The organism is Sulfitobacter sp. L-8, from assembly GCF_056859255.1.
Map to the genome: position 1 here is coordinate 128,147 of NZ_JBSXOD010000042.1, position 25,969 is coordinate 154,115.

The 25,969-nt window shown below is 57.1% G+C and carries 27 protein-coding genes; 21 read left to right on the plus strand and 6 right to left on the minus strand.

What is annotated here, in order from left to right; genetic code table 11:
• Positions 1-20: 20 nt before the first annotated feature.
• The 9 genes from AC13DE_RS06840 to AC13DE_RS06880 all read left to right on the plus strand — a co-directional run bounded on the left by AC13DE_RS06840 (position 21) and on the right by AC13DE_RS06880 (position 9,922).
• Positions 21-554, plus strand: coding sequence for a TRAP transporter small permease (locus AC13DE_RS06840; protein WP_483047456.1), 534 nt, complete (start codon positions 21-23; stop codon positions 552-554).
• On the plus strand, positions 554-1,894 hold the full coding sequence (locus tag AC13DE_RS06845; RefSeq protein WP_446313465.1) for a TRAP transporter large permease: 1,341 nt from the start codon (positions 554-556) through the stop codon (positions 1,892-1,894). Before AC13DE_RS06840 ends, AC13DE_RS06845 begins: the two co-directional genes overlap by 1 nt.
• The gene (locus AC13DE_RS06850) at positions 1,891-2,667 is read left to right on the plus strand and encodes an IclR family transcriptional regulator (RefSeq protein WP_446295697.1); all 777 of its coding nucleotides are present in this window, start codon (positions 1,891-1,893) and stop codon (positions 2,665-2,667) included. Before AC13DE_RS06845 ends, AC13DE_RS06850 begins: the two co-directional genes overlap by 4 nt.
• 23 nt (positions 2,668-2,690) lie before the next feature.
• Positions 2,691-4,787 (plus strand): 3-hydroxyacyl-CoA dehydrogenase NAD-binding domain-containing protein, encoded by a 2,097-nt coding sequence (locus AC13DE_RS06855; protein ID WP_483047457.1) that lies wholly within the window; start codon positions 2,691-2,693, stop codon positions 4,785-4,787.
• A 45-nt stretch (positions 4,788-4,832) separates the two neighbouring features.
• A complete protein-coding gene (locus tag AC13DE_RS06860) occupies positions 4,833-6,038 on the plus strand; it encodes an acyl-CoA dehydrogenase family protein (RefSeq protein WP_483047458.1) in 1,206 nt (401 codons plus the stop codon).
• A complete protein-coding gene (locus AC13DE_RS06865; RefSeq protein WP_483047459.1) occupies positions 6,035-7,168 on the plus strand; it encodes an acyl-CoA dehydrogenase family protein in 1,134 nt (377 codons plus the stop codon). The genes AC13DE_RS06860 and AC13DE_RS06865 overlap by 4 nt, the downstream gene beginning before the upstream one ends.
• On the plus strand, positions 7,149-7,577 hold the full coding sequence (locus tag AC13DE_RS06870) for a PaaI family thioesterase (RefSeq protein WP_446295393.1): 429 nt from the start codon (positions 7,149-7,151) through the stop codon (positions 7,575-7,577). The genes AC13DE_RS06865 and AC13DE_RS06870 overlap by 20 nt, the downstream gene beginning before the upstream one ends.
• Positions 7,574-8,347 carry an oxepin-CoA hydrolase, alternative type gene (locus AC13DE_RS06875; protein ID WP_483047460.1) on the plus strand — a complete coding sequence of 258 codons (774 nt, stop codon included), beginning with the start codon at positions 7,574-7,576 and terminating at the stop codon, positions 8,345-8,347. Before AC13DE_RS06870 ends, AC13DE_RS06875 begins: the two co-directional genes overlap by 4 nt.
• Before the next feature lie 81 nt (positions 8,348-8,428).
• The gene (locus tag AC13DE_RS06880) at positions 8,429-9,922 is read left to right on the plus strand and encodes a class I adenylate-forming enzyme family protein (RefSeq protein ID WP_483047461.1); all 1,494 of its coding nucleotides are present in this window, start codon (positions 8,429-8,431) and stop codon (positions 9,920-9,922) included.
• Between the two features lie 75 nt (positions 9,923-9,997).
• Here the strand turns inward: AC13DE_RS06880 and rpe are convergent, their stop codons facing one another.
• The 4 genes from rpe to AC13DE_RS06900 form a co-directional block, all read right to left on the minus strand.
• Positions 9,998-10,687: a ribulose-phosphate 3-epimerase gene (gene rpe, locus AC13DE_RS06885; RefSeq protein ID WP_446295390.1), complete on the minus strand. Its 690-nt coding sequence runs from the start codon at positions 10,685-10,687 to the stop codon at positions 9,998-10,000.
• Positions 10,688-10,954: 267 nt separating this feature from the next.
• Positions 10,955-12,010, minus strand: coding sequence for a YeeE/YedE family protein (locus tag AC13DE_RS06890; protein WP_446312554.1), 1,056 nt, complete (start codon positions 12,008-12,010; stop codon positions 10,955-10,957).
• A 26-nt stretch (positions 12,011-12,036) separates the two neighbouring features.
• Positions 12,037-12,372 carry an ArsR/SmtB family transcription factor gene (locus AC13DE_RS06895; protein WP_446295389.1) on the minus strand — a complete coding sequence of 112 codons (336 nt, stop codon included), beginning with the start codon at positions 12,370-12,372 and terminating at the stop codon, positions 12,037-12,039.
• A gap of 76 nt (positions 12,373-12,448) precedes the next feature.
• On the minus strand, positions 12,449-12,826 hold the full coding sequence (locus AC13DE_RS06900; protein WP_446295388.1) for a thioredoxin domain-containing protein: 378 nt from the start codon (positions 12,824-12,826) through the stop codon (positions 12,449-12,451).
• A 71-nt stretch (positions 12,827-12,897) separates the two neighbouring features.
• On the opposite strand from AC13DE_RS06900, the gene AC13DE_RS06905 reads away from it, so the two are divergent.
• The 10 genes from AC13DE_RS06905 (at position 12,898) to AC13DE_RS06950 (ending at position 21,238) form a co-directional block, all read left to right on the plus strand.
• Complete coding sequence (locus AC13DE_RS06905; RefSeq protein WP_446295387.1) at positions 12,898-13,638, plus strand: cytochrome c biogenesis CcdA family protein; 741 nt, start codon at positions 12,898-12,900, stop codon at positions 13,636-13,638.
• A gap of 12 nt (positions 13,639-13,650) precedes the next feature.
• Positions 13,651-14,217, plus strand: a complete 567-nt coding sequence (locus tag AC13DE_RS06910) for a SoxW family protein (protein ID WP_446312548.1) — start codon at positions 13,651-13,653, stop codon at positions 14,215-14,217.
• A 97-nt stretch (positions 14,218-14,314) separates the two neighbouring features.
• Positions 14,315-14,788 (plus strand): sulfur oxidation c-type cytochrome SoxX, encoded by a 474-nt coding sequence (soxX, locus tag AC13DE_RS06915; protein ID WP_446295385.1) that lies wholly within the window; start codon positions 14,315-14,317, stop codon positions 14,786-14,788.
• Between the two features lie 36 nt (positions 14,789-14,824).
• A complete protein-coding gene (gene soxY, locus AC13DE_RS06920; RefSeq protein WP_446295384.1) occupies positions 14,825-15,244 on the plus strand; it encodes a thiosulfate oxidation carrier protein SoxY in 420 nt (139 codons plus the stop codon).
• A 21-nt stretch (positions 15,245-15,265) separates the two neighbouring features.
• Entirely contained in the window at positions 15,266-15,595 is a 330-nt protein-coding gene (soxZ, locus tag AC13DE_RS06925) for a thiosulfate oxidation carrier complex protein SoxZ (RefSeq protein WP_446295383.1), read from the plus strand.
• 27 nt (positions 15,596-15,622) lie between these two features.
• The gene (gene soxA, locus AC13DE_RS06930) at positions 15,623-16,477 is read left to right on the plus strand and encodes a sulfur oxidation c-type cytochrome SoxA (protein WP_446295382.1); all 855 of its coding nucleotides are present in this window, start codon (positions 15,623-15,625) and stop codon (positions 16,475-16,477) included.
• A gap of 91 nt (positions 16,478-16,568) precedes the next feature.
• Positions 16,569-18,272 (plus strand): thiosulfohydrolase SoxB, encoded by a 1,704-nt coding sequence (gene soxB, locus AC13DE_RS06935; protein WP_483047462.1) that lies wholly within the window; start codon positions 16,569-16,571, stop codon positions 18,270-18,272.
• Between the two features lie 34 nt (positions 18,273-18,306).
• Positions 18,307-19,578 (plus strand): sulfite dehydrogenase, encoded by a 1,272-nt coding sequence (soxC, locus tag AC13DE_RS06940; RefSeq protein ID WP_446295380.1) that lies wholly within the window; start codon positions 18,307-18,309, stop codon positions 19,576-19,578.
• The gene (locus tag AC13DE_RS06945; protein WP_483047463.1) at positions 19,562-20,677 is read left to right on the plus strand and encodes a c-type cytochrome; all 1,116 of its coding nucleotides are present in this window, start codon (positions 19,562-19,564) and stop codon (positions 20,675-20,677) included. Before soxC ends, AC13DE_RS06945 begins: the two co-directional genes overlap by 17 nt.
• 123 nt (positions 20,678-20,800) lie before the next feature.
• A complete protein-coding gene (locus AC13DE_RS06950; RefSeq protein WP_446295378.1) occupies positions 20,801-21,238 on the plus strand; it encodes a DUF302 domain-containing protein in 438 nt (145 codons plus the stop codon).
• A 5-nt stretch (positions 21,239-21,243) separates the two neighbouring features.
• On the opposite strand, the gene AC13DE_RS06955 is transcribed toward AC13DE_RS06950, so the two are convergent.
• Entirely contained in the window at positions 21,244-22,194 is a 951-nt protein-coding gene (locus AC13DE_RS06955; RefSeq protein WP_446295377.1) for an MBL fold metallo-hydrolase, read from the minus strand.
• Positions 22,195-22,198: 4 nt separating this feature from the next.
• On the minus strand, positions 22,199-23,110 hold the full coding sequence (locus AC13DE_RS06960; protein ID WP_483047464.1) for an MBL fold metallo-hydrolase: 912 nt from the start codon (positions 23,108-23,110) through the stop codon (positions 22,199-22,201).
• Between the two features lie 108 nt (positions 23,111-23,218).
• Here AC13DE_RS06960 and AC13DE_RS06965 point away from each other — a divergent pair, with 108 nt between their 5' ends.
• Positions 23,219-24,103, plus strand: coding sequence for an MBL fold metallo-hydrolase (locus AC13DE_RS06965; protein ID WP_446312553.1), 885 nt, complete (start codon positions 23,219-23,221; stop codon positions 24,101-24,103).
• Between the two features lie 113 nt (positions 24,104-24,216).
• Positions 24,217-25,938, plus strand: coding sequence for a SulP family inorganic anion transporter (locus tag AC13DE_RS06970; RefSeq protein WP_483047465.1), 1,722 nt, complete (start codon positions 24,217-24,219; stop codon positions 25,936-25,938).
• Positions 25,939-25,969 lie beyond the last annotated feature (31 nt).

Sequence of the window (25,969 nt, forward strand, 5' to 3'; positions counted from 1 at the left end):
CTTTGGGAGGAGCCGGGGCCATGTTGGTACCACTTGAGAAAATCCTGTTGGGGTTGGGCGCTGCCGCGGTCATTCTGCTGGGTATATTGATCACTACCAACGTGGTCGCACGGGCGGTGTTTGCGTCCAGTGTGCCAGACAGCGTCACGATGGTCCGAGAGTTGATGGTTGCGGCCATTCTGTTGCCTTTGGCCGCTGCGACCGCAAATCGCGCGCATGTCAGTGTCGCGTTCATCTCGGACCGGTTTTCGCCACGGTTGCGATCCTGGTCGATAGTATTGGGGTCGGTCATGGGGATGATCGCCTTGGCCGCCCTGATCTATGCCGGTACCCGTGAATTTCTGAGTGTCTGGGAAAAGGGTAGCTTTTTCTACGGTGATTTGAACCTGCCCAAGTGGCCGGGGCGGTTGCTGTTTGTTATTGGTATCACCTCATGCTGGCTGCGGCTGGCAGAACTGGCCATCCGTGATATTCGCACCATTCTGTCCGGTGGCGTCGTATCCGATGAACAAGATCACACCATCGAGCTTCTTGCCGAAAACGAGGTGCTGTAATGGATGCGTCAACCATTGGTCTGATCGCGTTCGGCGCGGTTCTGTTACTGCTTGCCTTGCGGGTGCCGATTGCATTTGCACTGGCCAGCGTCGCGACTATTGCGACGTTCTTTATCTTTGCGTTTCGCACCGGCACATTTATGCCCGAACGTGCGATCCGCGCCACCACGTCGATGGTTTTCTCGAACTCTTTCGATTTGATCCATTCATATGATCTGTCGATGATACCGCTGTTTGTCGCATTGGGGCACATCGCCTATCGCGCGGATATCACGACCAAGATTTACCACGCGGCCAAGGTCTGGCTCACGCGCTTGCCCGGCGGTGTGGCTATGGCAAGCGTGATGGGCTGCGGCGGGTTTTCGGCCATTACCGGCAGCTCTATCGCCTGTGCCTCGACCATGGGGAAGATCTGTACGCCCGAGATGCTGCGCATGGGGTATGACCCGCGTCTGGCAACTGCTTCGGTCGCGGCAGGCGGCACGCTGGGGTCGTTGATCCCGCCGTCCGTGCTGTTCATCATCTACGGCATCTTCACCGAAACGTCGATCTCGTCGCTGTTTTTGGCGGGGGTTTTGCCGGGGCTTTTGACGCTGGCGGGCTTCATTCTGGTGATTGCTGTCTGGGTCTGGCGCTCGCCTGAAATCGCGCCATCGACCGCAACACGCTATGCGACATCGGAGAGATTGCGCGCGGCGGCGGAAAGCTGGCCCGCGGTTTTGCTGTTCGTTTTAATCATCGGCGGCATCTACGGCGGTATTTTCACCGCCACCGAAGCCGCTGCGGTTTGCGTCGTTGCTGCTACCTTGATCGGATTCGCGCAGCGCAAACTGACGTTGCAGGGGCTGTGGCACGCGGTGAAGGAAACCTGCATCCAGACCTCGGCGATCTTTTTCATCGCGGCGGGGGCCAAGATCTTTGTGGCATTCATCGCGCTGACCAATGTCGCCCCGATGATCGTCAACGTCGTGGCGCAGGCCGAACTGTCGGTGGTTGTACTGATGCTGGCAATTGCCGCAATCTACTTGCTACTTGGCATGTTCCTTGATCCTATCGGGATCATGGTGCTGACATTGCCGCTGATGATCCCGTTGGTCGAAAGTTACGACCTGAACCTGATATGGTTCGGTGTCGTGGTGATCAAGCTGTTGGAGATCGGGTTGATCACGCCGCCGGTCGGGTTGAATGTTTTCGTCATCGCCAACGTGGTTGGCAAGGACGCACCTATCGACAAGATTTTTGCAGGAATCACGCGTTTCCTGAGCGTCGATATCATCGTGCTGATCCTGATCATGTCGTTCCCGATGATATCGTTGCTGATCCCGATGGCGGCACGATGAGCAGCGAAAATGCAGATCGCAAGTTTGCAAATACGCTGGCAAGAGGATTGGCGGTGTTACGGGTGTTTCGGGCCAGCGACAGTGGCCTGACCCACGCGCAAATCGCCGAGCGCACCGGCTTGCCAAAGCCTACGGTGTCACGGCTTACGTATACCTTGTGCGAACTGGGATATCTCAGCCACGGCGGACGCAACGACCGGTTTCGGCTTGGCCCGTCGGCCATTGCGTTGGGGTCGGTGGCATCCGTGGCGGTGCATTTTCTTGATCTGGTATCTGACGACATGCAGCAGCTTGCCGATGATACAGGTACCTTGACCCTTGTCGCGGTACGCGATGACGCCAAGATGATGCTGGTACGCACGTGGCGACCACAAAACGCGTCGACGATCTGGCTGGAACCGGGGCACCGGATCCCTGTCTTTGGGTCGTCTTCTGGCATGGCCGTCGTGGCGTCACTTAGCGAAGAACGGTTTGAACAGTTGACGCCCGAACCGGATATGCGAAGGTTCCGCGCGGAGGGATATTCACAATTGATCGGACAAGGCTTTGCCTATGCGCTGGAAGGCACTCGTTATGCCAGCACCATCAACGCCGTCAGCGTGCCTTACTTTGCCGAGGAATTTGGCGAACCAGTCGCTTTTACGTCAGGGGCAATGCCGAACGATCTGTCCGATCTGCGGATCCAAAACGAGGTTGGACCAGCCCTGAGGGAGGTCGTGCGCGGGCTGGAAAACCGCACGGGCCGTACCCCGGCGCTGAGCCGACGAGATTAATTCAAGACCAAGGAATGTGCTAAATGACTGACAAGATTGGATATACGCGCAAAGGTGACATTGCCGTTCTGCGGATCAGCAACCCCCCGGTCAATGCACTGTCCCATGCTGTCCGTGAGGGGCTTGTGGCGGGTATGGACCGGGCCGAAGCCGATGATGGCGTCAAAGCGGTGGTCATCGTAGGCGATGGCCGCGCGTTTATCGCAGGTGCCGACATCACCGAATTTGGCAAAACCCCGCTTGAGCCCTTTCTTCCTGACCTGTGCAAACGGATCGAGGATTCGCCACTGATCGTCGTCGCATCCCTGCATGGTGTGTCGCTCGGGGGCGGGCTCGAAGTCGCGTTGTCGGCACATTACCGCATTGCGCAACCCTCCGCGAAGGTGGGGTTGCCCGAGGTTCATCTGGGTCTGATTCCCGGTGCCGGTGGGACACAGCGGCTCCCGCGTTTGATCGGCGTGGACGCTGCGCTCGATCTGGTCACGACTGGTCGCCAAGTCAAGGCAGACGAGGCCGACAGGCTTGGCATCATTGACGAGATTACTGAAGGCGACCCCGAGGAAGTCGGGTTGGCCTATGCGGAAAAGCTGGTCGCGTCGAATGCACCACGACGCCCCATAAGCGAGATGGAGGCACCGGACCCAATTGATTGGGACGCTGCATACGACGGGACCTTGAAAAAAGGTCGCGGCCAGATTTCACCGGCGCAAGCGGTCCGCGCTGTGCAGGCGTCAGTCGAATTGCCGTTCCACCAAGGGATGCAGGCCGAACGCGAAATATTCATGGACCTCATGAGAACAGACCAGCGTCAGGGCATGATCCATGCGTTCTTTTCGGAACGCGCCGTCGGTAACCTGCCCGAGCTGAAAGGCGTAGAGCCACGCGCGCTGCAATCGATCGGGATTATCGGCGGCGGCACGATGGGGGCGGGCATTGCTACTGCTGCGTTGCTGGCAGGCTTTAACGTCGTGTTGATCGAAATGAAGCTGGACGCCGCCGAAGCTGCGCGCGCGCGTATATCGGGCAACCTGTCGGGGGCGCTGAAACGCGGTAAAATCTCGGAGTTGCAGTTCAAGACATTGACGACGGTCGCGCTTGAGGTGTCGATCAATTATGACAGCCTTGCGTCGGTTGATCTGGTGATCGAGGCGGTATTCGAAGATATGGCGGTGAAAAAGGATGTGTTTGGCAAGCTTGACGCTGTTTGCAAGCCGGATGCGATCCTTGCCTCGAACACTTCGTATCTTGATATCAACGAAATTGCCGCCAGCACGTCGCGTCCCGAAAGTGTGATTGGACTGCATTTCTTTTCTCCGGCCCATGTCATGAAACTTCTCGAAGTCGTTGTCGCCGAGAAGACCGCGCCGGATGTGGTGGCGACGGGGTTCGCCCTTGGTAAAGCATTGAACAAGATATCGGTTCGGGCAGGTGTGTGTGACGGGTTCATCGGCAACCGGATCCTGGCAACCTACCGCACGGCGGCTGATCATATGGTGCTGGATGGTGCTTCACCTTACCAGATCGACAAGGCATTGGTCGATTTCGGTTTTGCGATGGGGCCGTTCGCCGTGGCCGACCTTGCCGGGCTCGACATTGGCTGGGCCACGCGCAAGCGCAAGGCCGCGACACGCCATGCTGAGGAACGGGTGCCGACCTATCCTGACAAAATTTGCGAAGCGGGCAATTTCGGCCAGAAGACCGGTAAGGGTTTCTATGTCTACGAGGCTGGCACCCGGGGTGGCGTGCCGAACCCTGAAGTGCCCGAGCTGATCGACGCCGAACGCGCCGAACGCGGCATCACCCCGCGCGATTTCACCGATGCTGAAATTGTGCGCCGCTACATGGCCGCGATGGTGAACGAGGCGGCGAAACTGCTGGGTGAAGGCATCGCCAAGCGGCCTCTCGACGTCGATATGGTACTGCTGTTTGGCTACGGTTTCCCGCGCTATTGGGGTGGCCCGATGAAATGGGCCGACCTGCAAGGCTTGCCCGCGCTTCTGGCTGACATCGAAAGATACGCCACCGAAGATGCCTGGTTCTGGCAGCCTGCGCCGTTGCTGAAACAGCTTGTGGCAGAGGGCCGCACATTCGACGATTTGAATAAAGACGCAGCAAGATAAATGAATTTGGGCTCTTGCCCGACCGACATCAACCGGAGGAAGACAATGGATCTCAGCTATAGCGACGAAGAAAAGGCATTCCGCGCCGAAGTGCGGGCCTTTCTTGAGGAAAAGCTCCCCAAGGAAATGAGCGATAAAATTCGCAAGGGAGAAGAACTGGGTAAAGAGGGGCAGGAGCGCTGGCATGCGATCCTGAACGAACAGGGCTGGCTGGCTCCGAACTGGCCCAAGAAATTCGGCGGTGCGGAATGGAACGCGGTTCAGCGCCACATTTTCGAAGAAGAAGCCGCCGCCGCCTATGCGCCGCGCATCGTGCCTTTTGGCCTGTCGATGCTGGCCCCCGTGCTGCAAAAATTCGGCTCGCAAGAGCAGAACGATTACTGGCTGCCCCGCATCCTGTCGGGCGAAGACTGGTGGTGTCAGGGTTATTCCGAGCCGGGTGCGGGATCGGACCTTGCGTCGCTCAAGACCGAAGCGGTTCTGAACGACGAAGGTACACACTACATCGTCAACGGCCAGAAGACGTGGACCACGCTGGGTCAGCACGCGAACATGATCTTCTGCCTCGTGCGCACCGACAAGACGGTGAAGCAGCAAGAGGGTATTTCCTTCCTGCTGATCGACATGGATACACCCGGCGTCGAAGTCCGCCCGATCATCCTGCTGGATGGCACCCACGAAGTGAACGAAGTTTGGTTCACCGACGTCAAGGTGCCCGTCGAGAATCGGGTGGGCGAAGAGAACAAAGGCTGGACCTATGCCAAGTACCTGCTGACCCACGAACGCACCAACATCGCGGGCGTCGGGTTCTCGCAAGCGGGTTTGACCGCGGTCAAACGTATCGCCAAGGCAGAGATGTCCGGCGGCAAGCCGTTGATGCAGAACCCGCATTTCGCGGCACGTGTGGCACAGGTCGAGATCGACCTGATGGCGATGAGCACCACAAACCTGCGCATCGTCTCCAAGGCGGCAGCGGGCGCGGCACCGGGTGTTGAATCGTCCATGCTGAAGGTCAAAGGCACGATCATCCGTCAGGAAATCAACGACCTCGCACGTCGTGCGGCAGGGGCCTATGCAATGCCATTCGCATCCGAAGCGATCGAAGGGTCGAACCTGGCCCTGCCTGATCCGTTGAACGCCGGCCCCGTCGCCGCGCAATATTTCAACAACCGCAAACTGTCGATCTTTGGCGGCTCGAACGAAATCCAGCGCCAGATCATTGCCAAAACTACGATGGGAGGTGGAGCATGAACTTCGACCTGACAGAAGAACGCCAAATGCTGCAAGACAGTCTGCGCCGTTTCCTGCGCGACAAATACGACACTGCGACCCGCAACAAGATCCTTGAAAGCGACACCGGCTTTTCCGCCGACATCTGGAACGGTCTGGCCGAACTGGGCGTCATCGGCGCTCTGTTCACCGAAGATCAGGGCGGCTTTGGCGGCGCTGGTTTCGACATCGCCGTCGTGTTCGAGGAACTGGGCCGCGCGGGCGTGGTTGAACCCTTCCTTGATACCGCCGTTCTGGGCGGCGGTCTGATTGCCGACTTGGGCAGTGACGACCAGAAAGCGCATGTCGAAGCGATCATCGGTGGCACGCTGCAACTGGCATTTGCACACGGCGAGCCGAACAGCCGCTATGACCTGAACCGCGTGAGCACAACGGCGAAAGTCGACGGCGACAACGTGGTGCTGAACGGTCGCAAGGCGGTTGTGGTCAACGCTGAAAACGCCGACATGCTGATCGTTTCTGCCCGCGAAAGCGGCGAGGCAGGCGACGAAAACGGGATCTCGCTGTTCCTCGTGCCGGCGGATACAAAGGGCATCACGCTGCAAGGCTATGCACTGCTGGCCGGTGGTCGTGCCGCCGAAGTCACGCTGGATGACGTGTCCGTTCCTGCTTCTGCCCGTCTGGGTGAAGCTGGCAAGGCGTTCAAGGCGATTGAAGCGCGCGTCGCTGCGGCCAATGTCGCGATCTGTGCTGAAACACTGGGTGCGATGGAAACGGCAACCCGCCTGACCCGCGAATACCTGATGACCCGCAAGCAATTCGGCAAACCCATCGGCACGTTCCAGGCGCTGGCGCACCGCATGTCCGACCTGCTGATCGAGATGGAGCAGGCTCGCTCGGCAGTGATCGTAGCGGCGGGCCATCTTGAGGCTGAGTACAAAAGCCGCGAAAGCCATGTTTCAGCCGCCAAGAACCTGTTGGGCCGCGCGGGCCGCCTGGTTGCCGAAGACAGCATCCAGATGCATGGCGGAATCGCGATGACGCAAGAATACGAACTGGCCCATATCGCCAAGCGTATCATCATGTCAGACCACCGCTTTGGCGACACGGACCATCATCTGGAGCGCTACATTGCTATCGCCGCAGCCTGATGAAAGCCAGCTGATCCGGGACGAGACCGGCACCCAGACGCTGGTCGGATATGTCGTTGATACATCCGATCCGGCGCATGGGCGCTGCTATCTAGACTTGGGCCCACAGCACCTGAACCGCCATGGGGTTCTCCATGGCGGTATCGCGGCCACGTTGTTGGACAACGCGTGCGGTATGACCGGATCGCTGAGCGTCGACCCAACCGGCATGCACCCGTTTCTGACAATCTCGCTGACGACACAGTTCCTCGCCGCTGGCCTGCCCGGACGTGTCACCGCAACAGGGACGGTCAAAGGCGGCGGGCGCAGCTTGTTGTATATCGACGCCGAACTGGTCCACGAAGACGGCACAGTCATTGCGACATCCACCGGCGTGTTCAAACGGGTCCCCCAGGAGAAACTGAAATGACCGCACGGATCGAAGACAAAGGCGACCGGATTGTCGTTTGGAATGGCAACGCACACAAACGCGGTGCCCTGTCGCCAGAGCTTTATGCGTGTATCGGGCAGGCGATGGAACTGGCCAAGGAGCCGCGCATTCGCGCAGTGATCTTGACCTCAGAGGGTGACTTTTTCTGCGCCGGAGGCGATCTTTACATTCTGATCGCCCGGCGCGAAATGGATAAAGACCAGCGCCGGGGCAAAATCGAAGAGCTGCACAATCTGATTCGTGCAATCCGTTCCAGCGCTGTCCCGGTGATCGCCGCTGTCGAAGGCGGGGCGGCGGGGGCCGGATTGTCGTTTGCGATGGCCTGCGATCTGATCGTCGCGGCCACGGGTGCTAAATTTACGGCGGCCTATGTCAAGGCAGGGCTGGTGCCCGATGGGGGGCTGACTGCTTCTCTTGCGCGTGCGCTGCCACGGCAATTGGCGATGGAAATGTGTTTGCTTGCCGCGCCGGTCACCGTTGATCGGATGGCCGAATTTGGCGTGGTCAATGTGATTACGGACAAAGGCAAGGCTTTCGATGAAGCAATGAATTTGGCCGATCGTCTGGCCGAGGGTCCGCGCGACGCTCAAGCCGCTATTCGCGGGTTGGTCGCACAAGCCTATGACGTTACCGAGGCTGCGCAACTGGATGCCGAAGGCGATGCCATGGCCCACGCCACCGGCGCAGATGAGGCCGCCGAAGGCATCGCGGCATTTCTGAACAAGCGTAAACCGAATTACGGCGGCTGACAGGCTGCCGAATATGCCTGTGCCCGGTGGATTCGAACGAATTGCGCCGGGACTGAATGACTGCGGGGAGGCAGGAGGAACATGAGACGCGTAGAGGAATTTCTGACCGAGCAGGTCGCTATCCGCGGCGCAGAGCCGGCATTGAGCGACAGCATCGGCACCCAGTGGAGCTTTGATGAGTTTGACAGAGCCAGCGATGACGTCGCCACGCTGCTGCGCGACGCAGGTGTACAGCCCAATGACCGGGTTCTGATGCTTTCCGAAAATTGCGCCGCGGCCGTCGCCACGGTCTTTGGCACCTGGAAAGCGGGCGCGGTGATCATTCCAGTCAATGCCCGCCAAAGTCCCGCAGAAATTAAACGCATCATCGATCATGCAACGCCCGCGGCGATCTTGATGACAACCTGTGCATCAAGCGACGCGGTCAAACACAGCGATGCCATGGGCGGCAAAGAGTTAACCGGGGCATTTGGCAGTCTGCACCTTGCAACCCCGATCGCGTCCAATCCGGACGCTGACCTGGGCGATGTGGCGGTTTTGCTGTACACCACCGGAACCACCGGCGACCCGAAAGGCGTGATGCTTACCCATGACAACGTGCGCTTTGGCGGGAAAGCCTCTGCCAAGCTTCGAGGGATCAGCGCGGGCAATGTCGTCTACGGGGTTCTGCCGCTGACCCATGTCTTTGGCCTATGCTCGGTCATGACGGCGTCGTGCTGTGCCGGGGCGCATGTCCGGCTCGAGGCGAGGTTCTCGGCTGAAAAGCTGTACACGGCCTTGACCACCGGCGTGCATTTCCTGTCTGCCGTTCCACAAATGCATGCGCTGCTGATGCAGTATACCAAGGAAAAAGGCCTTACGCAGCTTGGATCCGAGACATTGCGCTATGTCTCGTCAGGGGCCGCACCGCTGGACCCCGCCTGGAAGCGCAAGGCAGAGGCGTTCTATGGCGTCGCGATCCAGAACGGGTATGGCATGACCGAAACCACCGCAGGTACGTCTGCCACCAGCAACCCACTGGGGTCGTCAGACATTTCGGTCGGCCCGCCCTTGCCAGGGGTAGAAATCAAGATCGACGACACCGTGGCTGGCAGCAGTCCGGGATGTGGCGAGGTCTTGACCCGCGGGGCACATATCATGAAAGGGTATTACAAAAACCCGGCAGAGACCGCAAAAGCAATCGACGCGGAAGGCTGGTTGCGAACCGGCGATCTGGGCACGATTGACCAGCAAGGCCATCTGCATATTCTTGGCCGTTCCAAAGAACTGATCATCCATGGTGGGTTCAACGTGTATCCACCCGAAGTCGAAGCCGCGATCAATGACCACCCCCAGGTTATCCAGACAGCGGTGGTCGGTCGCAGAAAGGATGGCGACGAGGAAGTGTTGGCCTTTGTCCAGATCGCTGAAGGCGATACACTTGACCCTGAAACGCTACGCGCTTTCGTGAAAGAGCGCCTGACAGGGTACAAACGCCCCAGCCAGTTCATCATTGGCACTGCGCTTCCTGCGGCCCCGACAGGTAAAATTCTCAAGCACAAATTGATCGAGACATTCAAGAATGAGCTTGCCTGACAGGGTTTAGAAAATATGGGTGGGGTATTTGCGATACCCCACCCGCGAGGTTGTTGCGCAATGCTGGTTGCGTATTCAGACGTAAGTGCCCGAAGCGGCCGCGCGGATGGCGCGGATATTTTCGCCATATGGCTCAGGATTGCTGACCGATCCACCTCTGAATACTGCGGAGCCCGCCACAAGCACATCCGCGCCGGCCTGTGTCACGCCCGGCGCCGTGTTCACGTCGACACCGCCATCTATTTCAATGTGCACGGGGCGATCCCCGATCATGGCGCGCAGGGTTCTGATCTTGTCGGTCATGTCGATGAACTTCTGGCCGCCAAAGCCGGGGTTCACCGTCATCACGCACACCAGATCGGCGATATCGAGCAGATGTTCGACCGCTGCGGCGGGCGTGCCCGGGTTCAATGCGACACCGGCTTTGACACCTGCCGCCCGGATTGCCTGCAGGGTGCGGTGAATATGGGGCCCGGCTTCGACATGGGCGGTGATGACATCGGCCCCAGCCTGGGCAAACGCATCAATATACGGATCTACCGGTGCGATCATCAGGTGCACGTCCATCACGCCCTTGATATGGGGACGGATTGCCGCGCACGTGGCGGGGCCAAAGCTGATGTTGGGCACAAAATGACCGTCCATCACATCGACATGGACCCAATCTGCCCCCTGTTTTTCAATAGCGGCGCATTCCGCACCGAAATTAGCAAAGTCGGCGGCGAGGATGGAAGGGGCGATTTTCACGGTTCTGTCGAAAGTCATATGAGCGGGCCTTATGGATGAGAGCTGAGCTCGATATAAGGGCTGATCCTGGCGGAGGCAATCGGCGGAGCCTTCGGCGAGGATTTTAGACCATTTGGAAGGGGAGCCGCGATTTTCTATATACCGACCGTTTTGTTTCGCGATGAGGCAGACCCACCGGTTTGGGGTGTCCGAGGGGCTGCGGGAGTGCGGCGCTCCTGCGGTCAGGGGATGACAAAGGCGGCAGGACGGCGGGCCAAGTCAGCAGGGGGGAGGCGGGCAGGGCGTTCAGGCGAACCGGCGAAACCCTTCGACCAGCTGGCGCAGGCCGATCAAGGCCCCGATGACGATGCAGGCCAAGGTCACCGGTGCGCCATAGGCTAATACGGAAAATGCGGATAATCCTTGTCCGATGCTACAGCCGACGGCGATTACGGCACCGAACCCCATCAGCACGGCCCCGCCGATCTGGCGGCGTAGTTCGCGCGGGTCATCGCAGGCTTCCCAGCGGCCGTGGCCCTTTATCAAGCAGCCGATGAAAGCGCCCAGTATCACCCCCAGGACTGAGCCGGTGCCGAAGCTTACCGAGTTGCCGGATGAGGTCATGAAATAGAGCACTGTTTCGCCGACGGGGGCCGTGAAGGTGTGGGAGATGACGACGTGAGGGGCAAATCCGTGGGTTGATATCCACTGTGTGAAGGCCCAGCCGGAAACAATCGCCACGCCCACGATCAGCCCCCAACACAGTGCGGCAGGATTCTTGCGCAGGCCAGCGTGCAAAAGCGTGACCCCGATTATCGCAATGCCGATGGCGATGCCGATGACGTGTAGGTCAAAGGGCAGGTAAGAAGCGAGCAGATAGGCGATGCTTCCCGGGGTTTCCGCTGCCGGTTCAATCGGGAAAAGCGCGAGGCGCAGAGATGACATGGGACCGCCAAGCGCGATATAGGCTGACATGCCCATGACCAACAGGATCACGAAGGACCGAAGGTCGCCGCAGCCGAGTCTGGCCAGTGCTCCATAGCCGCAATTGCCCGCGAGCGCCATGCCGTACCCAAACATCAGACCACCCACCACACTGGCCCAGGGGTTCCATGCGATCGCCAAATAGAGCGTGTCAGGCAAGGCCAACGCCCCGACACTGGACAGTCCGAACGTCCCTATGATTGCGACACCGAGTGCAATCCCCCACATGGCAAACCGGACCGAACTGGCACCATAGTAAAGGTCTTCGATGGCCCCTAACGAACAAAACCGCCCTATACGGGCCGCGAGCCCAAGCAAAATGCCTCCGAACAGCCCCGCCATGGCCATGAGCGTCGGTTCTGAAAACATCTCCAGCAGCGCCGCACCAAAGGCTGTCACCTTATCTAATCCGCCCGGCAGAAGAGATCATACACCACTTCCATGATCTGCTTGGGACGATCATCAGCGAGGCGGTAGAAGATTGTCTTCCCATCCCGGCGTGGTACGACCAGCCCCTCGAGCCGGAGCCGGGACAATTGCTGAGAGACTGCCGCCTGACGTGCCGACAGCAATTCTTCGAGTTCGGTGACAGATTTTTCGCCGGAGGCTAAATGGCACAGGATCATCAACCGACCTTCATGGCTGATGGCCTTCAGAAAATTCGATGCTCTGACCGCGTTGTCAGCCATTTTATCGAGATCTTCTGCGCACATGTTTTTGTCGAAAACGGGAAGACCCACAGACTATGTTCCTTGTTGGTTTTCAAGGGGGGAGCAAAGAGGCGACACGGGGTCTAACATCGCTTTCGTCATGAATTCAACTGCCTCCCTGCGCAATTGGGACCTCGGCTTCGGAGAGCATACGCCCCAGAAGACCCCAAAAGAAGTCTTCTCCCGGATAGCCTTCGATCCGTGATACCTCATTTCCATCGATCATTAATACAAAAGTCGGCGTGAATCGCAAACTTCGGGCGAAAGTCAGGTCATCGGGTCGTTCGGCGTTGATATCGATGCGCCGCAAGGGGGCCGCCTTGCCCTCGGGAGTTTTGGGGTAGATCGGGGCAATTTGCTTGTTCCAACGGGCGCACCAGACGCAGCCCTGTTCTTCGACCATGATCAAAGCGGTTTCCGCAAATGCAGCACCTGCAAGCAGAAACGAGGTCGCGATAGCAAAAAGAGCAGTACGCAAACGCATGATAAATTCACCTGTTGATTTCATACTACCTAATGTGAATATGTGAATGACACAAGTCAAAGGCCTCACGAATGTTTGATATAACCTATTATGGCGCCGCATTCGCGGGACTGTTGTCCTTTCTGTCCCCGTGTGTACTGCCCATAGTCCCATTCTATCTTAGCTATCTGGCCGGCGTCGGGATGAACCAGATCACCGCCGACGGCCCGATCGATGCATCTGTACGCCGCCGGGCATTGCTTGCATCGTTGTTTTTCGCAGCAGGGGTCATCACGATTTTCGTCGGCCTGGGGGCGGTCGCCACGGTATTCGGCCAGGTGGTCCGGGACTATTTCGATATTCTGCGCTGGCTGGCGGCTGCGATCATCATCGCGATGGGATTGCACTTTCTGGGGGTGATCCGCATCGGCATTCTTTACCGCCAATTCCGCGCCGACGCCGGTGTCACCGGGTCATCCAGCCTGGTGGGCGCATATGTAATCGGCCTTGCCTTTGCCTTTGGCTGGACCCCTTGCGTGGGGCCTGTGCTGGCGGCAATCCTGTTCACCGCGGCGGGGGCCGATACCGCCGGAACCGGGGCACTGCTTCTGTTCACCTACGGCGCGGGGATGATGGCTCCTTTCGTGCTGGCTGCCGTTTTCATCGGGCCATTCATGCGCTGGATGGCACGCTTCAGGCAGCACCTGGGTACCGTGGAAAAGGTAATGGGGGCGCTTTTAATCCTATTTGGTATACTTATTGCCACCAATTCGGTAAACTACATTGCGCAGTGGATGCTTGAAACCTTTCCGATTTTCACTGCCATTGGTTAAGGGATATGGGGTATGGCCATTATTCGTAGATGCCTGATTGTTCTACTTTCCATGTTTTCCACGGCAGCCCTAGCCGTTACAATGGGCGACGACGGCTTGCACAAGACGACCTGGATGCGAGAAACCTTCAAGGATCTCCGAGAGGACCTGGCGGACGCGAATGCGGAAGGTAAGCGTCTGATGCTGATCATCGAGCAGCGTGGATGTATCTATTGCGCCAAGATGCATCAAGAAATCTTTCCGTTGCCGAATATCGATGCCTATATCCGCGAAAACTTCTTTGTGGTGCAGCTCAACATGTTCGGAGACGTGGAGGTCACGGATTTCGACGGTGAGGCGCTTCCCGAGAAAGACATGGTACGCAAGTGGGGCATGCTTTTCACGCCGACCATGGTATTTTTGCCCGAAACGGTCGACGATGGACAGTCGGCGGCTCAAGCGGCTGTTGCCACGGTGCCGGGTGCCTTTGGGCCGGGGACAACCTTTGGCATGCTGAAATGGGTCGAGGAAAAAGCGTACGAGGGGGATGAGAGTTTCCAGAAGTACCTCGCGCGCGAATTGTCGGCGCAAGGTAATTAACTTTGCTTCATTATAAAATTCAAAAAATCGAATTTATAGTTGCGTCATAATGGCGCGGAGTCTAGGATTTAGCAAATAAGAGTCTTTGGGAGGACGCATGAAAATTTCCGTAATGGCCTTGGTGGCGTCCGTGGGGATGGCTGCAAGCGCGGTTGCCGCTGAGATCGCGCCGACCGCCGTAACTTATACCGACGGCGCGGTGGAGCAATCGCTGACCGGCGTTGCGGGTAACCCCGAAGAGGGGGCAAAAATCATTGGCAGCAAAAAGCTGGGTAACTGCGTTGCTTGCCATCAGGTTACCGCGTTGGCCGATGTGCCGTGGCAGGGCGGAATCGGCCCGGTGCTGGATGGTGCCGGTGATCGCTGGAGCGAAGCCGAATTGCGCGGAATCGTGGCGAATGCCAAGATGATGTTCGAGGGGACGATGATGCCAGCCTTCTATAAGGACACTGGTTTTATCCGTCCGGGTAAGGCTTTCACTGGCGAGGCCGCTGATGATACGTTGGGCCCGCTTTTGTCGGCGCAGCAGGTCGAAGATGTGGTGGCGTATCTCGCTACACTTAAAGATTAAGATCCCGTTCCTAGGGATTTGTTCAGGAGTAAAATAATGGAATTTACACGACGTAATGTAATCGTCATGGGCGCAAGCGCCTTTGCCGTACTGTCTATGCCGAGGTTCGCCTTGGCATCTGCCGGCGATGACGTGATAGCGGCCTTCACCGGCGGAGCGGAAATGGCTGATACAGGTGTGACCCTGACGGCCCCGGAGATTGCTGAAAACGGCAATACCGTGCCGATCGAGGTTGATGCACCTGGTGCCACCGAGATCATGGTGTTGGCGATGGGTAACCCCACGCCAAAGGTTGCGACATTCAAATTTGGCCCTCTGGCGGGTTCGCAGCACGCATCCACACGGATTCGTCTTGCCGGCACCCAGGACGTGATCGCCATCGCCAAGCTGGCCGATGGAAGCTTCGCCAAGTCCTCTAGTACAGTAAAAGTGACAATCGGCGGCTGCGGCGGCTAAGGTTTTAAAGGAATATATGACATGGCAACTGGTGTAAAACCTCGCGTCAAGGTACCAAAGTCGGCTGCGGCTGGCGAAACGATCACGATCAAGACTTTGATCAGCCACAAGATGGAATCAGGTCAGCGCAAAGACAGCGATGGCAACTTGATTCCCCGGTCGATCATCAATCGTTTCACTTGCGATTTTAACGATCAAAACGTAGTGGATATTGAGCTTGATCCGGCAATTTCAACAAACCCATATCTAGAATTTGACGCCGTCGTGCCAGAGGCCGGGACGTTCAAGTTTACCTGGTATGACGACGATGGCGACATCTATGAAGAGAGCAAAGAGATCGCGATCGGATAAACGTCTGTATTCTTGGGAGGGACAATAATGAACATGCTTACTAGAGGTCTGGCTACCGGTATGATGGCGCTTTTTGCGGCATCAGGTGCTATGGCCGAAGCTGCGGACGACAATCTGGTGATCAACGGTGAAATCGAAATAGTCACCCGCACCGAAGCGCCGGCGCATCTTTCCGATACGATGGATGAAATCATGTCGGGCTGGTTGTTCAGAGGGGAAGAAACGCGTGCCATGGAGGCCGATGATTTCGATAATCCGGGCATGATCTTCGTTGAACAAGGCGAAGAGGCCTGGAATACCGCCGAGGGTTCAGAGGGTAAATCCTGTGCAGATTGCCACGGCGCGTCGTCCGAAATGGCAGGGGTACGCCCCGTGTATCCCAAGTATGTCGAAGCGGCTGGTGAAGTGCGCACCTTGGAAATGCAGGTCAATGATTGTCGGGAAAACCGCATGGGGGCCGAAAAGTGGGATTACACCGGCGGCGAGATGGTCAATATGGTCGCCTTGCTGTCATCTGTTTCCCGCGGTCTTCCCGTGAATGTGGCAATCGACGGCCCTGCGCAATCCACTTGGGAAAAGGGTAAAGAGATCTATTACACCCGCTTTGGTCAGTTGGAGTTGTCTTGCGCAAATTGTCATGAAGACAATTATGGCAACATGATCCGCGCTGATCACCTGAGCCAAGGTCAAATCAACGGATTTCCAACCTATCGCTTGAAAAACAACAAGTTGAACGCTGTTCAGTCCCGTTTCAAGGGCTGTGTCCGTGATACGCGTGCCGAAACCTTCAAGCCCGGAAGCCCCGAGTTTGTGGCGCTTGAGCTGTACGTAGGCTCACGTGGCAACGGTCTGTCTGTCGAGGGCCCCTCCGTTCGTAACTAGTATTCTGAAACCGCCTCGCCTGGTGCGAGGCGGTTTTTTTACTTAACCCATTCAAACATGCGCATGTGAATGCGCGAGACAAGGCCTCCGAATGATCTCTCGTCGCGACTTTCTTCAAGCCAGTATGGCTGCAACTGCTCTTTATGGGGCATCCTCCTTTGGTAACTGGGGCAAGTTGGCCGCGCAGCAGGCCCTGACCCAAGACAAATTGCTGGAGTTCGATACCTTCGGTAATGTCAGTCTGATCCACATCACCGACATCCACGCGCAACTTAAGCCGATTTATTTCCGGGAACCGTCAATCAATCTGGGGATGGGAAATAACAACGGGGTCGTTCCACACGTCACAGGTGCCGACTTTCGCAAGCTATACGGAATCGAAGACGGTAGCCCCTCGGCCTATGCACTGACCTACAATGATTTTACCGCCCTTGCACAGGCATACGGCAAGATGGGCGGGCTTGATCGCGTATCCACCGTTATCAACAAGATCCGGTCGGACCGGCCCGACGCGTTGCTGCTGGATGGCGGCGATACATGGCACGGCAGCTATACGTGTTACCAGACCCAAGGCCAGGATATGGTCAACGTGATGAATGCTCTGAAGCCCGACGCGATGACCTTTCACTGGGAATTCACGTTGGGGTCCGAGCGTGTGAATGAAATCGTCGAAGGCCTACCTTTTGCCGCTCTCGGTCAAAACATTTTTGACGCCGAATGGGACGAACCTACCGCCCTGTTCCCCCCTTACAAGTTCTATGAAACCGGCGGTGTCAAAGTAGCGGTCATCGGTCAGGCGTTCCCGTATATGCCGATCGCCAACCCCGGCTGGATGTTCCCCGAATACTCCTTTGGCATCCGCGATGAGCGTATGCAGGAAATGGTGGACGAAGTTCGCGCCAAAGGGGCGGAACTGGTTGTCTGTCTCAGCCACAACGGGTTCGACGTCGACAAGCAGATGGCGGGTATCGTCAAGGGCATCGACGTGATCCTGTCGGGCCATACCCATGACGCGCTGCCTGAACCGGCGCTGGAGGGCGAAACCATCATCGTTGCGTCAGGATCGAACGGGAAATTTGTCAGCCGCGTCGATCTTGATGTCCAGAACGGGCGTATGATGGGTTTCCGCCACAAGCTGATCCCGATTTTTTCGGATGTGATTGAACCTGACACGGCCGTGACCGCCGTGATCGACGAACAGCGTGCCCCCTATACCGAGCAGCTGGCCGAGGTTATCGGGCGTACGGGCGAAGACACGCTGCTGTACCGTCGCGGCAATTTCAACGGCTCTTGGGATGATCTGATCTGCGACGCTTTGCTTTCCGAACGCGAAGCAGATATTGCGCTGAGCCCGGGCGTCCGGTGGGGGCCGTCGATCTTGCCAGGGCAGGATATCACCCGCGAGGATATCTGGAACGTGACCTCGATGACGTATCCCAACGCCTATCGCACAGAGATGACCGGCGAATTCCTGCACGTCGTGTTGGAAGACGTGGCCGACAACCTCTTCAACCCGAACCCATACTACCAGCAGGGCGGTGACATGGTGCGTGTCGGCGGGCTTGGGTACCGCATTGACGTGTCAAAGCCACAAGGCAGCCGCATCACCGAAATGACATTGCTCAAGACTGGCGAAATGATTGATCCGGCCAAGACCTATCAGATTGCAGGTTGGGCCAGCGTAAACGAAGGCACGGAAGGTCCTCCGATCTGGGATGTTGTGGAAAGCCACATTCGAAAGTTGGGCACCGTATCTCTTGACCCGAATAACAGCGTCACAGTCGACGGCGCGTAACCTAAATAACTCAAATATATAGGAGGAGTTTGTCATGTCGGACGCCTTTGACAACTTGCGACCAAGCCGCCGCGCATTCCTGCGTGGTGCAGCAACTGCCGGGGTCGGTGCGATGGCCGCGGGCACAGCCCGCGCCGAAACGCCGGACCCGCTGATCACTGAACCCCAGGAATGGGCGCAGTCTTTTGGTGACGGCGTCGATGCCACGCCCTATGGCATGCCGATCCGGTTTGAGGACGATGTTATCCGCCGCAACGTCGAATGGCTGACTGCGGATACAATAAGCTCGATCAACTTCACGCCAATCCACGCGCTTGACGGGACAATTACCCCGCAGGGTGCTGCATTTGAACGCCACCATTCCGGCGCGATCGAATTGCGCAAGGAGGACTATCGCTTGATGATCAACGGTATGGTCGAAAAGCCGTTGGTTTTCACATATGCGGACCTGGAGCGTTTCCCACGCGAAAATCACGTGTATTTTTGTGAATGCGCGGCGAATACAGGCATGGAGTGGGCAGGGGCCCAGTTGAACGGTGCTCAGTTCACCCATGGCATGATCCACAACATGGAATATACCGGTGTGCCGTTGCGGACTTTGCTCGAAGAAGCCGGCTATGACACTGCTGGCAAATGGGTCTATGTGGAAGGTGCCGATGCGTCCTCGAACGGGCGGTCCATTCCAATGGAAAAGGCGCTGGACGATGTGTTGGTCGCTTTCAAGGCCAACGGCGAAGCATTGCGCAAGGAACACGGCTATCCTGTTCGTCTGGTCGTGCCGGGCTGGGAAGGCAACATGTGGATCAAGTGGATCCGCCGTATCGAAGTGATGGATGCCCCCGTCGAGAGCCGCGAAGAAACGTCGAAATACACCGACACGTTGGCGGACGGTATCAGCCGCAAATGGACATGGGAAATGGACGCCAAATCGGTTGTCACATCCCCCAGTCCACAGGCACCGATCACGCACGGGAAGGGCCCGTTGGTCATTACCGGTCTGGCATGGTCGGGACGCGGCGCAATCACCCGCGTGGACGTGTCCAGAGATGGCGGCAAAACCTGGGAAACTGCCCGGTTGGCCAAGCCAGGTGAGAAGCGCGCCCTGACACGTTTCTATCTGGACGTCGATTGGGATGGCGAGGAGATGTTCCTGCAGTCTCGCGCGATGGACGAAACCGGGTACGTCCAACCGACCAAGACGCAGCTCCGCGAGGTGCGTGGCTTGAACTCGATCTATCACAATAACTGTATTCAAACCTGGTGGGTACGCCCGAATGGGGAGGCCGAAAATGTCGAAGTTTCTTAAATCACTGTCTCTAGCCGCCGTCGCGACGATGTTGTCGCTACCGGCTGTTGCTCAGCCTCTGGGGTTGGGGCGCGCCGCTCTGCCCGAAGAAATATCTGCGTGGAATCTAGACATCCATCCTGACGGGACGGGTCTGCCCGACGGTGAGGGTGACGTGCTTGATGGCGAAGAGATCTTTGCCACGAAGTGCGCCGCCTGCCATGGCGACTTTGCCGAAGGTATTGACAACTGGCCGAAACTGGCCGGTGGCAAAGGTACGCTGAACCGCGAGGATCCGGTAAAGACAGTCGGGTCGTATTGGCCCTACCTGTCCACCACATTCGACTATATCCGCCGCTCGATGCCTTACGGTAACGCAGGTACCCTGACCAACGATGAGGTCTATGCCATTGTTGCCTACATCTTGTATTCCAACGATTTGGTGGAGGATGATTTCGTCTTGTCCAAAGACAACTTCCTGGATGTGAAGATGCCTAACGCCGATGGTTTCATCCAGGACAACCGTATGGAAGTCGAAATTCCCCAGTGGACGGGCGAACCTTGCATGACAGACTGCAAGGACAAGGTCGAAGTGACCATGCGCGCGCTAGTACTGGACGTAACGCCCGAAACTGCGGACGGTGCGACCGAGACCAAGGCCTCGGCGACAACGGAACCGAAGGAAGAAACCGCGGCGACAACGGAACCTAAGGAAGAAGCCGTGGCAGAGCAACCCGCAGCCACACCCGAGCCTGCGCCTGCTCAAGAGCAGGAAGCCGAAATCGCCGCAGTCGATCCTGCTTTGATCGAAGATGGCGAAAAGGTGTTTCGTAAGTGCAAAGCCTGCCACCAGGTTGGCGACGGCGCGAAAAACCGCTCGGGTCCGGTGTTGAACGGGGTAGTGGGAGCCACCGTCGGTCACATCGAAGACTTCAAGTATTCCAAGGCGTTCAAGGAAAAGAACGACGAAGGGATGGTCTGGAACGATGAAACCCTTGCTGCCTTTCTTGCAGGACCCAAAGCTTATATCAAAGGCACCAAAATGGGCTTTGGTGGGCTGAAGAAAGAGTCCGACATTGAGGCGGTGATCGCCTACCTGTCGACGTTCTCTCAGCAATAAGTAGCACTATAACAAGTGGGGGCGGTGATTTTATGCCGGCCCCACTTACCCGGTTGGTGTGACGCATATCCGCATGCTAGAATGTCCCAACCCGATTTTCATTCCCCAGCGAAAGGTTAAGTGATGAGACAAGTTTTGTGTGCAGCCGCAATCTACGCGCTTTCTACTCCTGTGTTCGCTGAGGGGCAGGCTATTACCTATGACTACGATGGCAGCTTCGAGGACGCGACCTTTGCGGTCGAGAATGCGATCATCGGTAAGGGATTGGTCGTCGACTATGTGAGCCATACCGGTGAAATGCTGAACCGCACCGGCCCCGATGTCGGAAGCGACGTCGAGATATTCAAGGCGGCTGACGTGTATCTATTCTGTTCGGCCGTGGTATCGCGACGGGTGATGGAAGCAGACCCAATGAATATCGTACATTGCCCGTACAGCATCTTCGTTGCCGATATCGAAGGCAAAGTCACCGTCGGATACCCCACGTTCCCCGACGGTCCGATGCAAGAGGTCCAGGCGCTGTTGGATGAGATTACCAAAACCGCTCTGGACGGGTTTTAAACCCTCTATTCGAACTCCATCTGTTCAAACACTCGACCCGCGTTGATCGTCGCCAGTTCCTCGAATGTGTCAAGGTTGGCATAGGGGGACTGATCGACATAATAGGCATCTGCAAGCGTGCCGCCGGCATCCAGATGCTCTGCGATTTTACCGCGCAAATATTCCAAATACCCCTTGGTATCGCGACGGACCTGCGCCATGTTTGTCGGATGCCCATGACCGGGAATGACATAAGTAGCGTTCAGAGGCTCGAACGCGTTGTCCCATGTCTCCAGCCATTCTGATGTTATCGTATCGGAAAATATCGGCAGCAAACGTTCATTAAAGGCCATGTCGCCAGATATCACCAGGCTTTGCTCTGGCAGCCATACGACAATGTCGCCGGGGCTGTGCGCGGGGCCAAGGTAAAGCGCCTCGATATGGAAATCCCCCATGTCGACAACGTATTTGTCATCGAATGTTTCGGTGGGCGGTACCAGTTCGGTGCCGTCGGCGCGTTCCTTGGCGATGGACTGAGCGGACCGCAGGGATTGCGCGCCGTTTTCTTCGAACGCTTTGGCGGCGTCAGTGTGGGCCACGATTGCGACGCCTTGTTCAGCCCAATAGCTGTTGCCCAGCATCGCGTGGCCCTGACCGTTTTCGTCCAGCACCAGCTTGACAGGTTGGTCGGTAACCGCCTTGATTTCGTCGTGCAGCGCCTTGGCAAGCTGGTAGGATCCGCCGCCGTTGATCACAACCACGCCGTCGCCGGTGACGATAAAGCTCAGGTTATTGTTATGACCGGCATTTTCATAGGTGGGCGGGGCCGTCGCACCGATAGCGGAATAGACGCCGGGGATGAATTCGTACGGTTTTGAATACAGAACCGAACCGGGGTATTGATCGGCGATATCTTCGCTGGCAAAGGCTGGCACCGTGGTCAGCGCCACAGCGGCGGTAAAAACGAAACGCTTCATATCTTTAAACCTCGGTCCTGAAGGAAAATCCGTCATCGGTTTTCTCGATCCGCCCCAGGCCACCCTGGCCCAGGTGAAAGCCTACGATAGGCATCTGCGCCGCCACGAGATCATTGATTAATCCCACGCGGGTTTGCGCACCCAAAATCGGATCTTGGTCTGCTGGTGACAACCAGTCAGGACGCGCCAGCGCGATGTGGTCATTGCCAATACTGTCACCGACGATCATCACGGCACTATTGCCGTCGCGAACCTCGAAAGACATGTGTCCCGGGGTGTGCCCCGGCGTGATACGTGCGCCCACACCAGGTAGTATTTCCTCGGCATCCGAGAAAAACGTTGTCTGTTCGGCAATAACCTGAAGCCGGCGTTCGGCCCCGACGGCGAAAGCCTGCCGCGCGTTTCCGATTGTGCTGACGGTATTGGGGTCGGTCCAGTAATCCCACTCCGCTTGCCCCATATAATGCGTGGCGTTCGAGAACAACGAGTCCCCGAAATCGTCCAGCACGCCCCAAAGGTGATCGGGGTGGCCATGGGTGAAAATCAGGTCAGTGATATCATCGGGACTGACGCCCAATGCTTCCAGCGCCGCAAGTGACTTGCCGGCGGTGGGCATGAATTCGGTGCCGGATCCCGCGTCGAACAGCACCACACGCCCGTTGCCCCGCAGCAGGCTAAGATTGCACGGGGGGGTAAGCTGGTCAAAGGGCTGGTTCATCCGTTCGAGGATCGGCATGAGCTCGTCCTTGGGCATATCGTTGAACGCAAAGCTGCCTGGAAGGACAAGATGGCCATCGCTGACTACATCCAACGTCATCTGCCCCAACGTCATCTGTGCATGCAGCAGGCCCGGAAATCCAAGAAGGACGCTGGTCGCGAAGCCTTGTGCCAGGAACGCACGCCTGTCAATTTGCATAAACCACTTTCCCCTTTAAAAATTCCATAGTATGAATATGTTTAATATGTAGTAGCTTGGCAAGCCTTCTTGATCAAGCGCAGTACGTACAAGACGGAGTATACGATGATGTCAGGCTATCCTGTTAACATGAACGTCGTGCCCGAGGTATCAGGGTTTTTCGATCCTGCCACAAATACGATCAGCTATGTGGTGCGTGATCCGGAATCCACCTCTTGCGCCATAATCGATTCTGTCATGGATATCGACTATGCCGCCGGGCGGATCACCTATGACCACGCCGATACGCTAATTGCCGAGGTCGAAAGGCGGGGGCTGACCGTCGAATGGATTATTGAAACACATGTTCATGCCGACCATTTGTCGGCGGCACCCTATATTCAGGAAAAACTGGGCGGAAAGATCGGCGTTGGTGAAAAGATCATGACCGTTCAGGAAACCTTTGGCAAGGTTTTCAATGAAGGCACCGAATTTCAACGCGACGGATCGCAATTCGACGCCTTGTTCAAGGATGGCGACACTTACAATGTCGGCAAGATGACCTGTTTCGCGATGTATACGCCGGGTCACACCCCCGCTTGCATGGTGCATGTCATGGGTAACGCTGCCTTTACCGGGGATACTTTGTTCATGCCCGATGGCGGCTCCGCTCGCGCCGACTTTCCGGGTGGCGACGCAGGAGAGCTGTATGACAGCATACAAAAAGTCCTGGCGCTCCCGGATGATATGCGTTTGTTCATGTGCCACGATTACGGCCCCAACGGTCGCGATATCAAGTGGGAGACCTCGGTCGGCGAGGAAAAGGCGCATAACATTCACGTAGGCGGGGGCAAGACCCGAGAGGAATTCATCGCTTTTCGCACCGAACGCGATGCGCAGCTGGCGATGCCCAAACTTATTATTCCGTCGCTTCAGGTGAACATGCGGGCTGGTCATATGCCCAAGGATAAAGACGGGAACCCGGTGCTGAAAGTACCGGTGAATGGCTTGTGATCCGCGCGTAAAGGACGTTTCCCCATAATAAATACCTCTGCAACCAGAGGATGAGATAAAGACTGCGCCCCCGAGCAAGGGGGGGGCGATAGAGAATGAAAGCAGGCGTCAAGATGCCCCAAAGACTGCGGAACTATTTGCCCATACTTGATTGGGGGCGCAGTTATAACAAGGCGACTCTATCGAATGACCTGATGGCGGCAGTGATCGTGACGATCATGCTGATCCCTCAATCATTGGCGTATGCCTTGCTGGCCGGGCTGCCGCCCGAAGCGGGGCTTTACGCATCCATCGTACCCATCCTGCTATACGCGGTATTCGGTACCAGCCGGGCGTTGGCGGTAGGCCCGGTGGCTGTTGTGTCGCTGATGACCGCAGCGGCGCTTGGCAATATCGCCGACCAAGGCACGATGGGCTATGCCGTAGCCGCATTGACCTTGGCGTTTCTATCGGGCGTGATCTTGCTGACGATGGGTGTATTCAAGCTGGGTTTTCTCGCCAATTTCCTGTCACACCCGGTCATCGCTGGGTTTATCACCGCCTCGGGTGTCATCATCGCGGCAAGCCAGATCAAGCATATCCTAGGTATCAGCGCATCTGGCGACAACTTGATTTCGCTTCTTGTCTCGCTTTGGCAAAATTTGGGCAATACCAACTGGGTCACGGTGATCATCGGTGTCTCAGCCACAGCGTTTCTGTTTTGGGTCCGCAGAGGATTGAAACCCTTTCTGAAATCAAAAGGTGCCAGTGCCAGGGTCGCAGACGTGGCGACCAAAGCCGGACCAGTGGCCGCAGTGGTCTTGACCACTGTCGCGGTTTGGATCTTGGGCCTTGCCGACATGGGCGTGCGGATTGTGGGGTCGGTACCACAAAGCTTGCCGCCGCTGACACTTCCCGACTTCTCTCTCGACATGATGGGGAGCCTGCTGCTACCTGCGATCTTGATCTCGGTTATCGGGTTTGTTGAATCGATTTCAGTTGCACAAACCCTGGCGGCGAAGCGACGCCAGCGCATCAATCCCGATCAAGAACTTATTGGCCTGGGGACTGCCAACATCGGCGCAGCTTTCACAGGGGGGTTTCCTGTGACCGGTGGCTTTGCACGTTCTGTGGTGAACTTTGATGCAGGGGCGGAAACTCCGGCGGCGGGGGCCTTTACCGCCGTAGGACTTGCCATCGCGGCCCTCGCGTTGACGCCGTTGGTGTTTTTCCTGCCGCAGGCTACCTTGGCCGCGACAATTATTGTCGCTGTACTGACGTTGGTCGATTTCAGCATTCTCAAGAAATCCTGGGCTTATTCCAAGGCTGATTTCGCGGCTGTGTTGGCGACAATGCTGGTGACGCTGGGGGACGGTGTTGAACTGGGGGTCACCTGCGGCGTGATCCTGTCGATTTTCCTGCATCTGTATAAAACCACCAGACCGCACATTGCCGAAGTCGGCTTGGTCCCCGGCACTGAACACTTTCGTAACATCCACCGCCACAAGGTCGAAACCGACCCAACGTTGCTGACGCTGCGCATCGACGAAAGCCTGTATTTCGCCAATGCTCATTTTCTCGAAGATTACATCTATGACCGCTTGGCGGACGACAAAAAGCTGAAGAACGTCGTGCTGATGTGTTCCGCGATAAACGAGATCGACCTAAGCGCACTGGAATCGCTCGAGGCAGTAAACGCCCGGCTCAGGGATATGGGGATTCAGCTTCACCTGTCAGAGGTCAAAGGCCCTGTAATGGATCGCTTGAAAAAACAGCATTTCATCGAGGATCTGACTGGCCGCGTATTCCTGTCCCAACACGAGGCGTATAGGGCGCTCACTACGCAAACGGAATAGGATACATCCGTTTGCAAGTTTCTTCCTGATC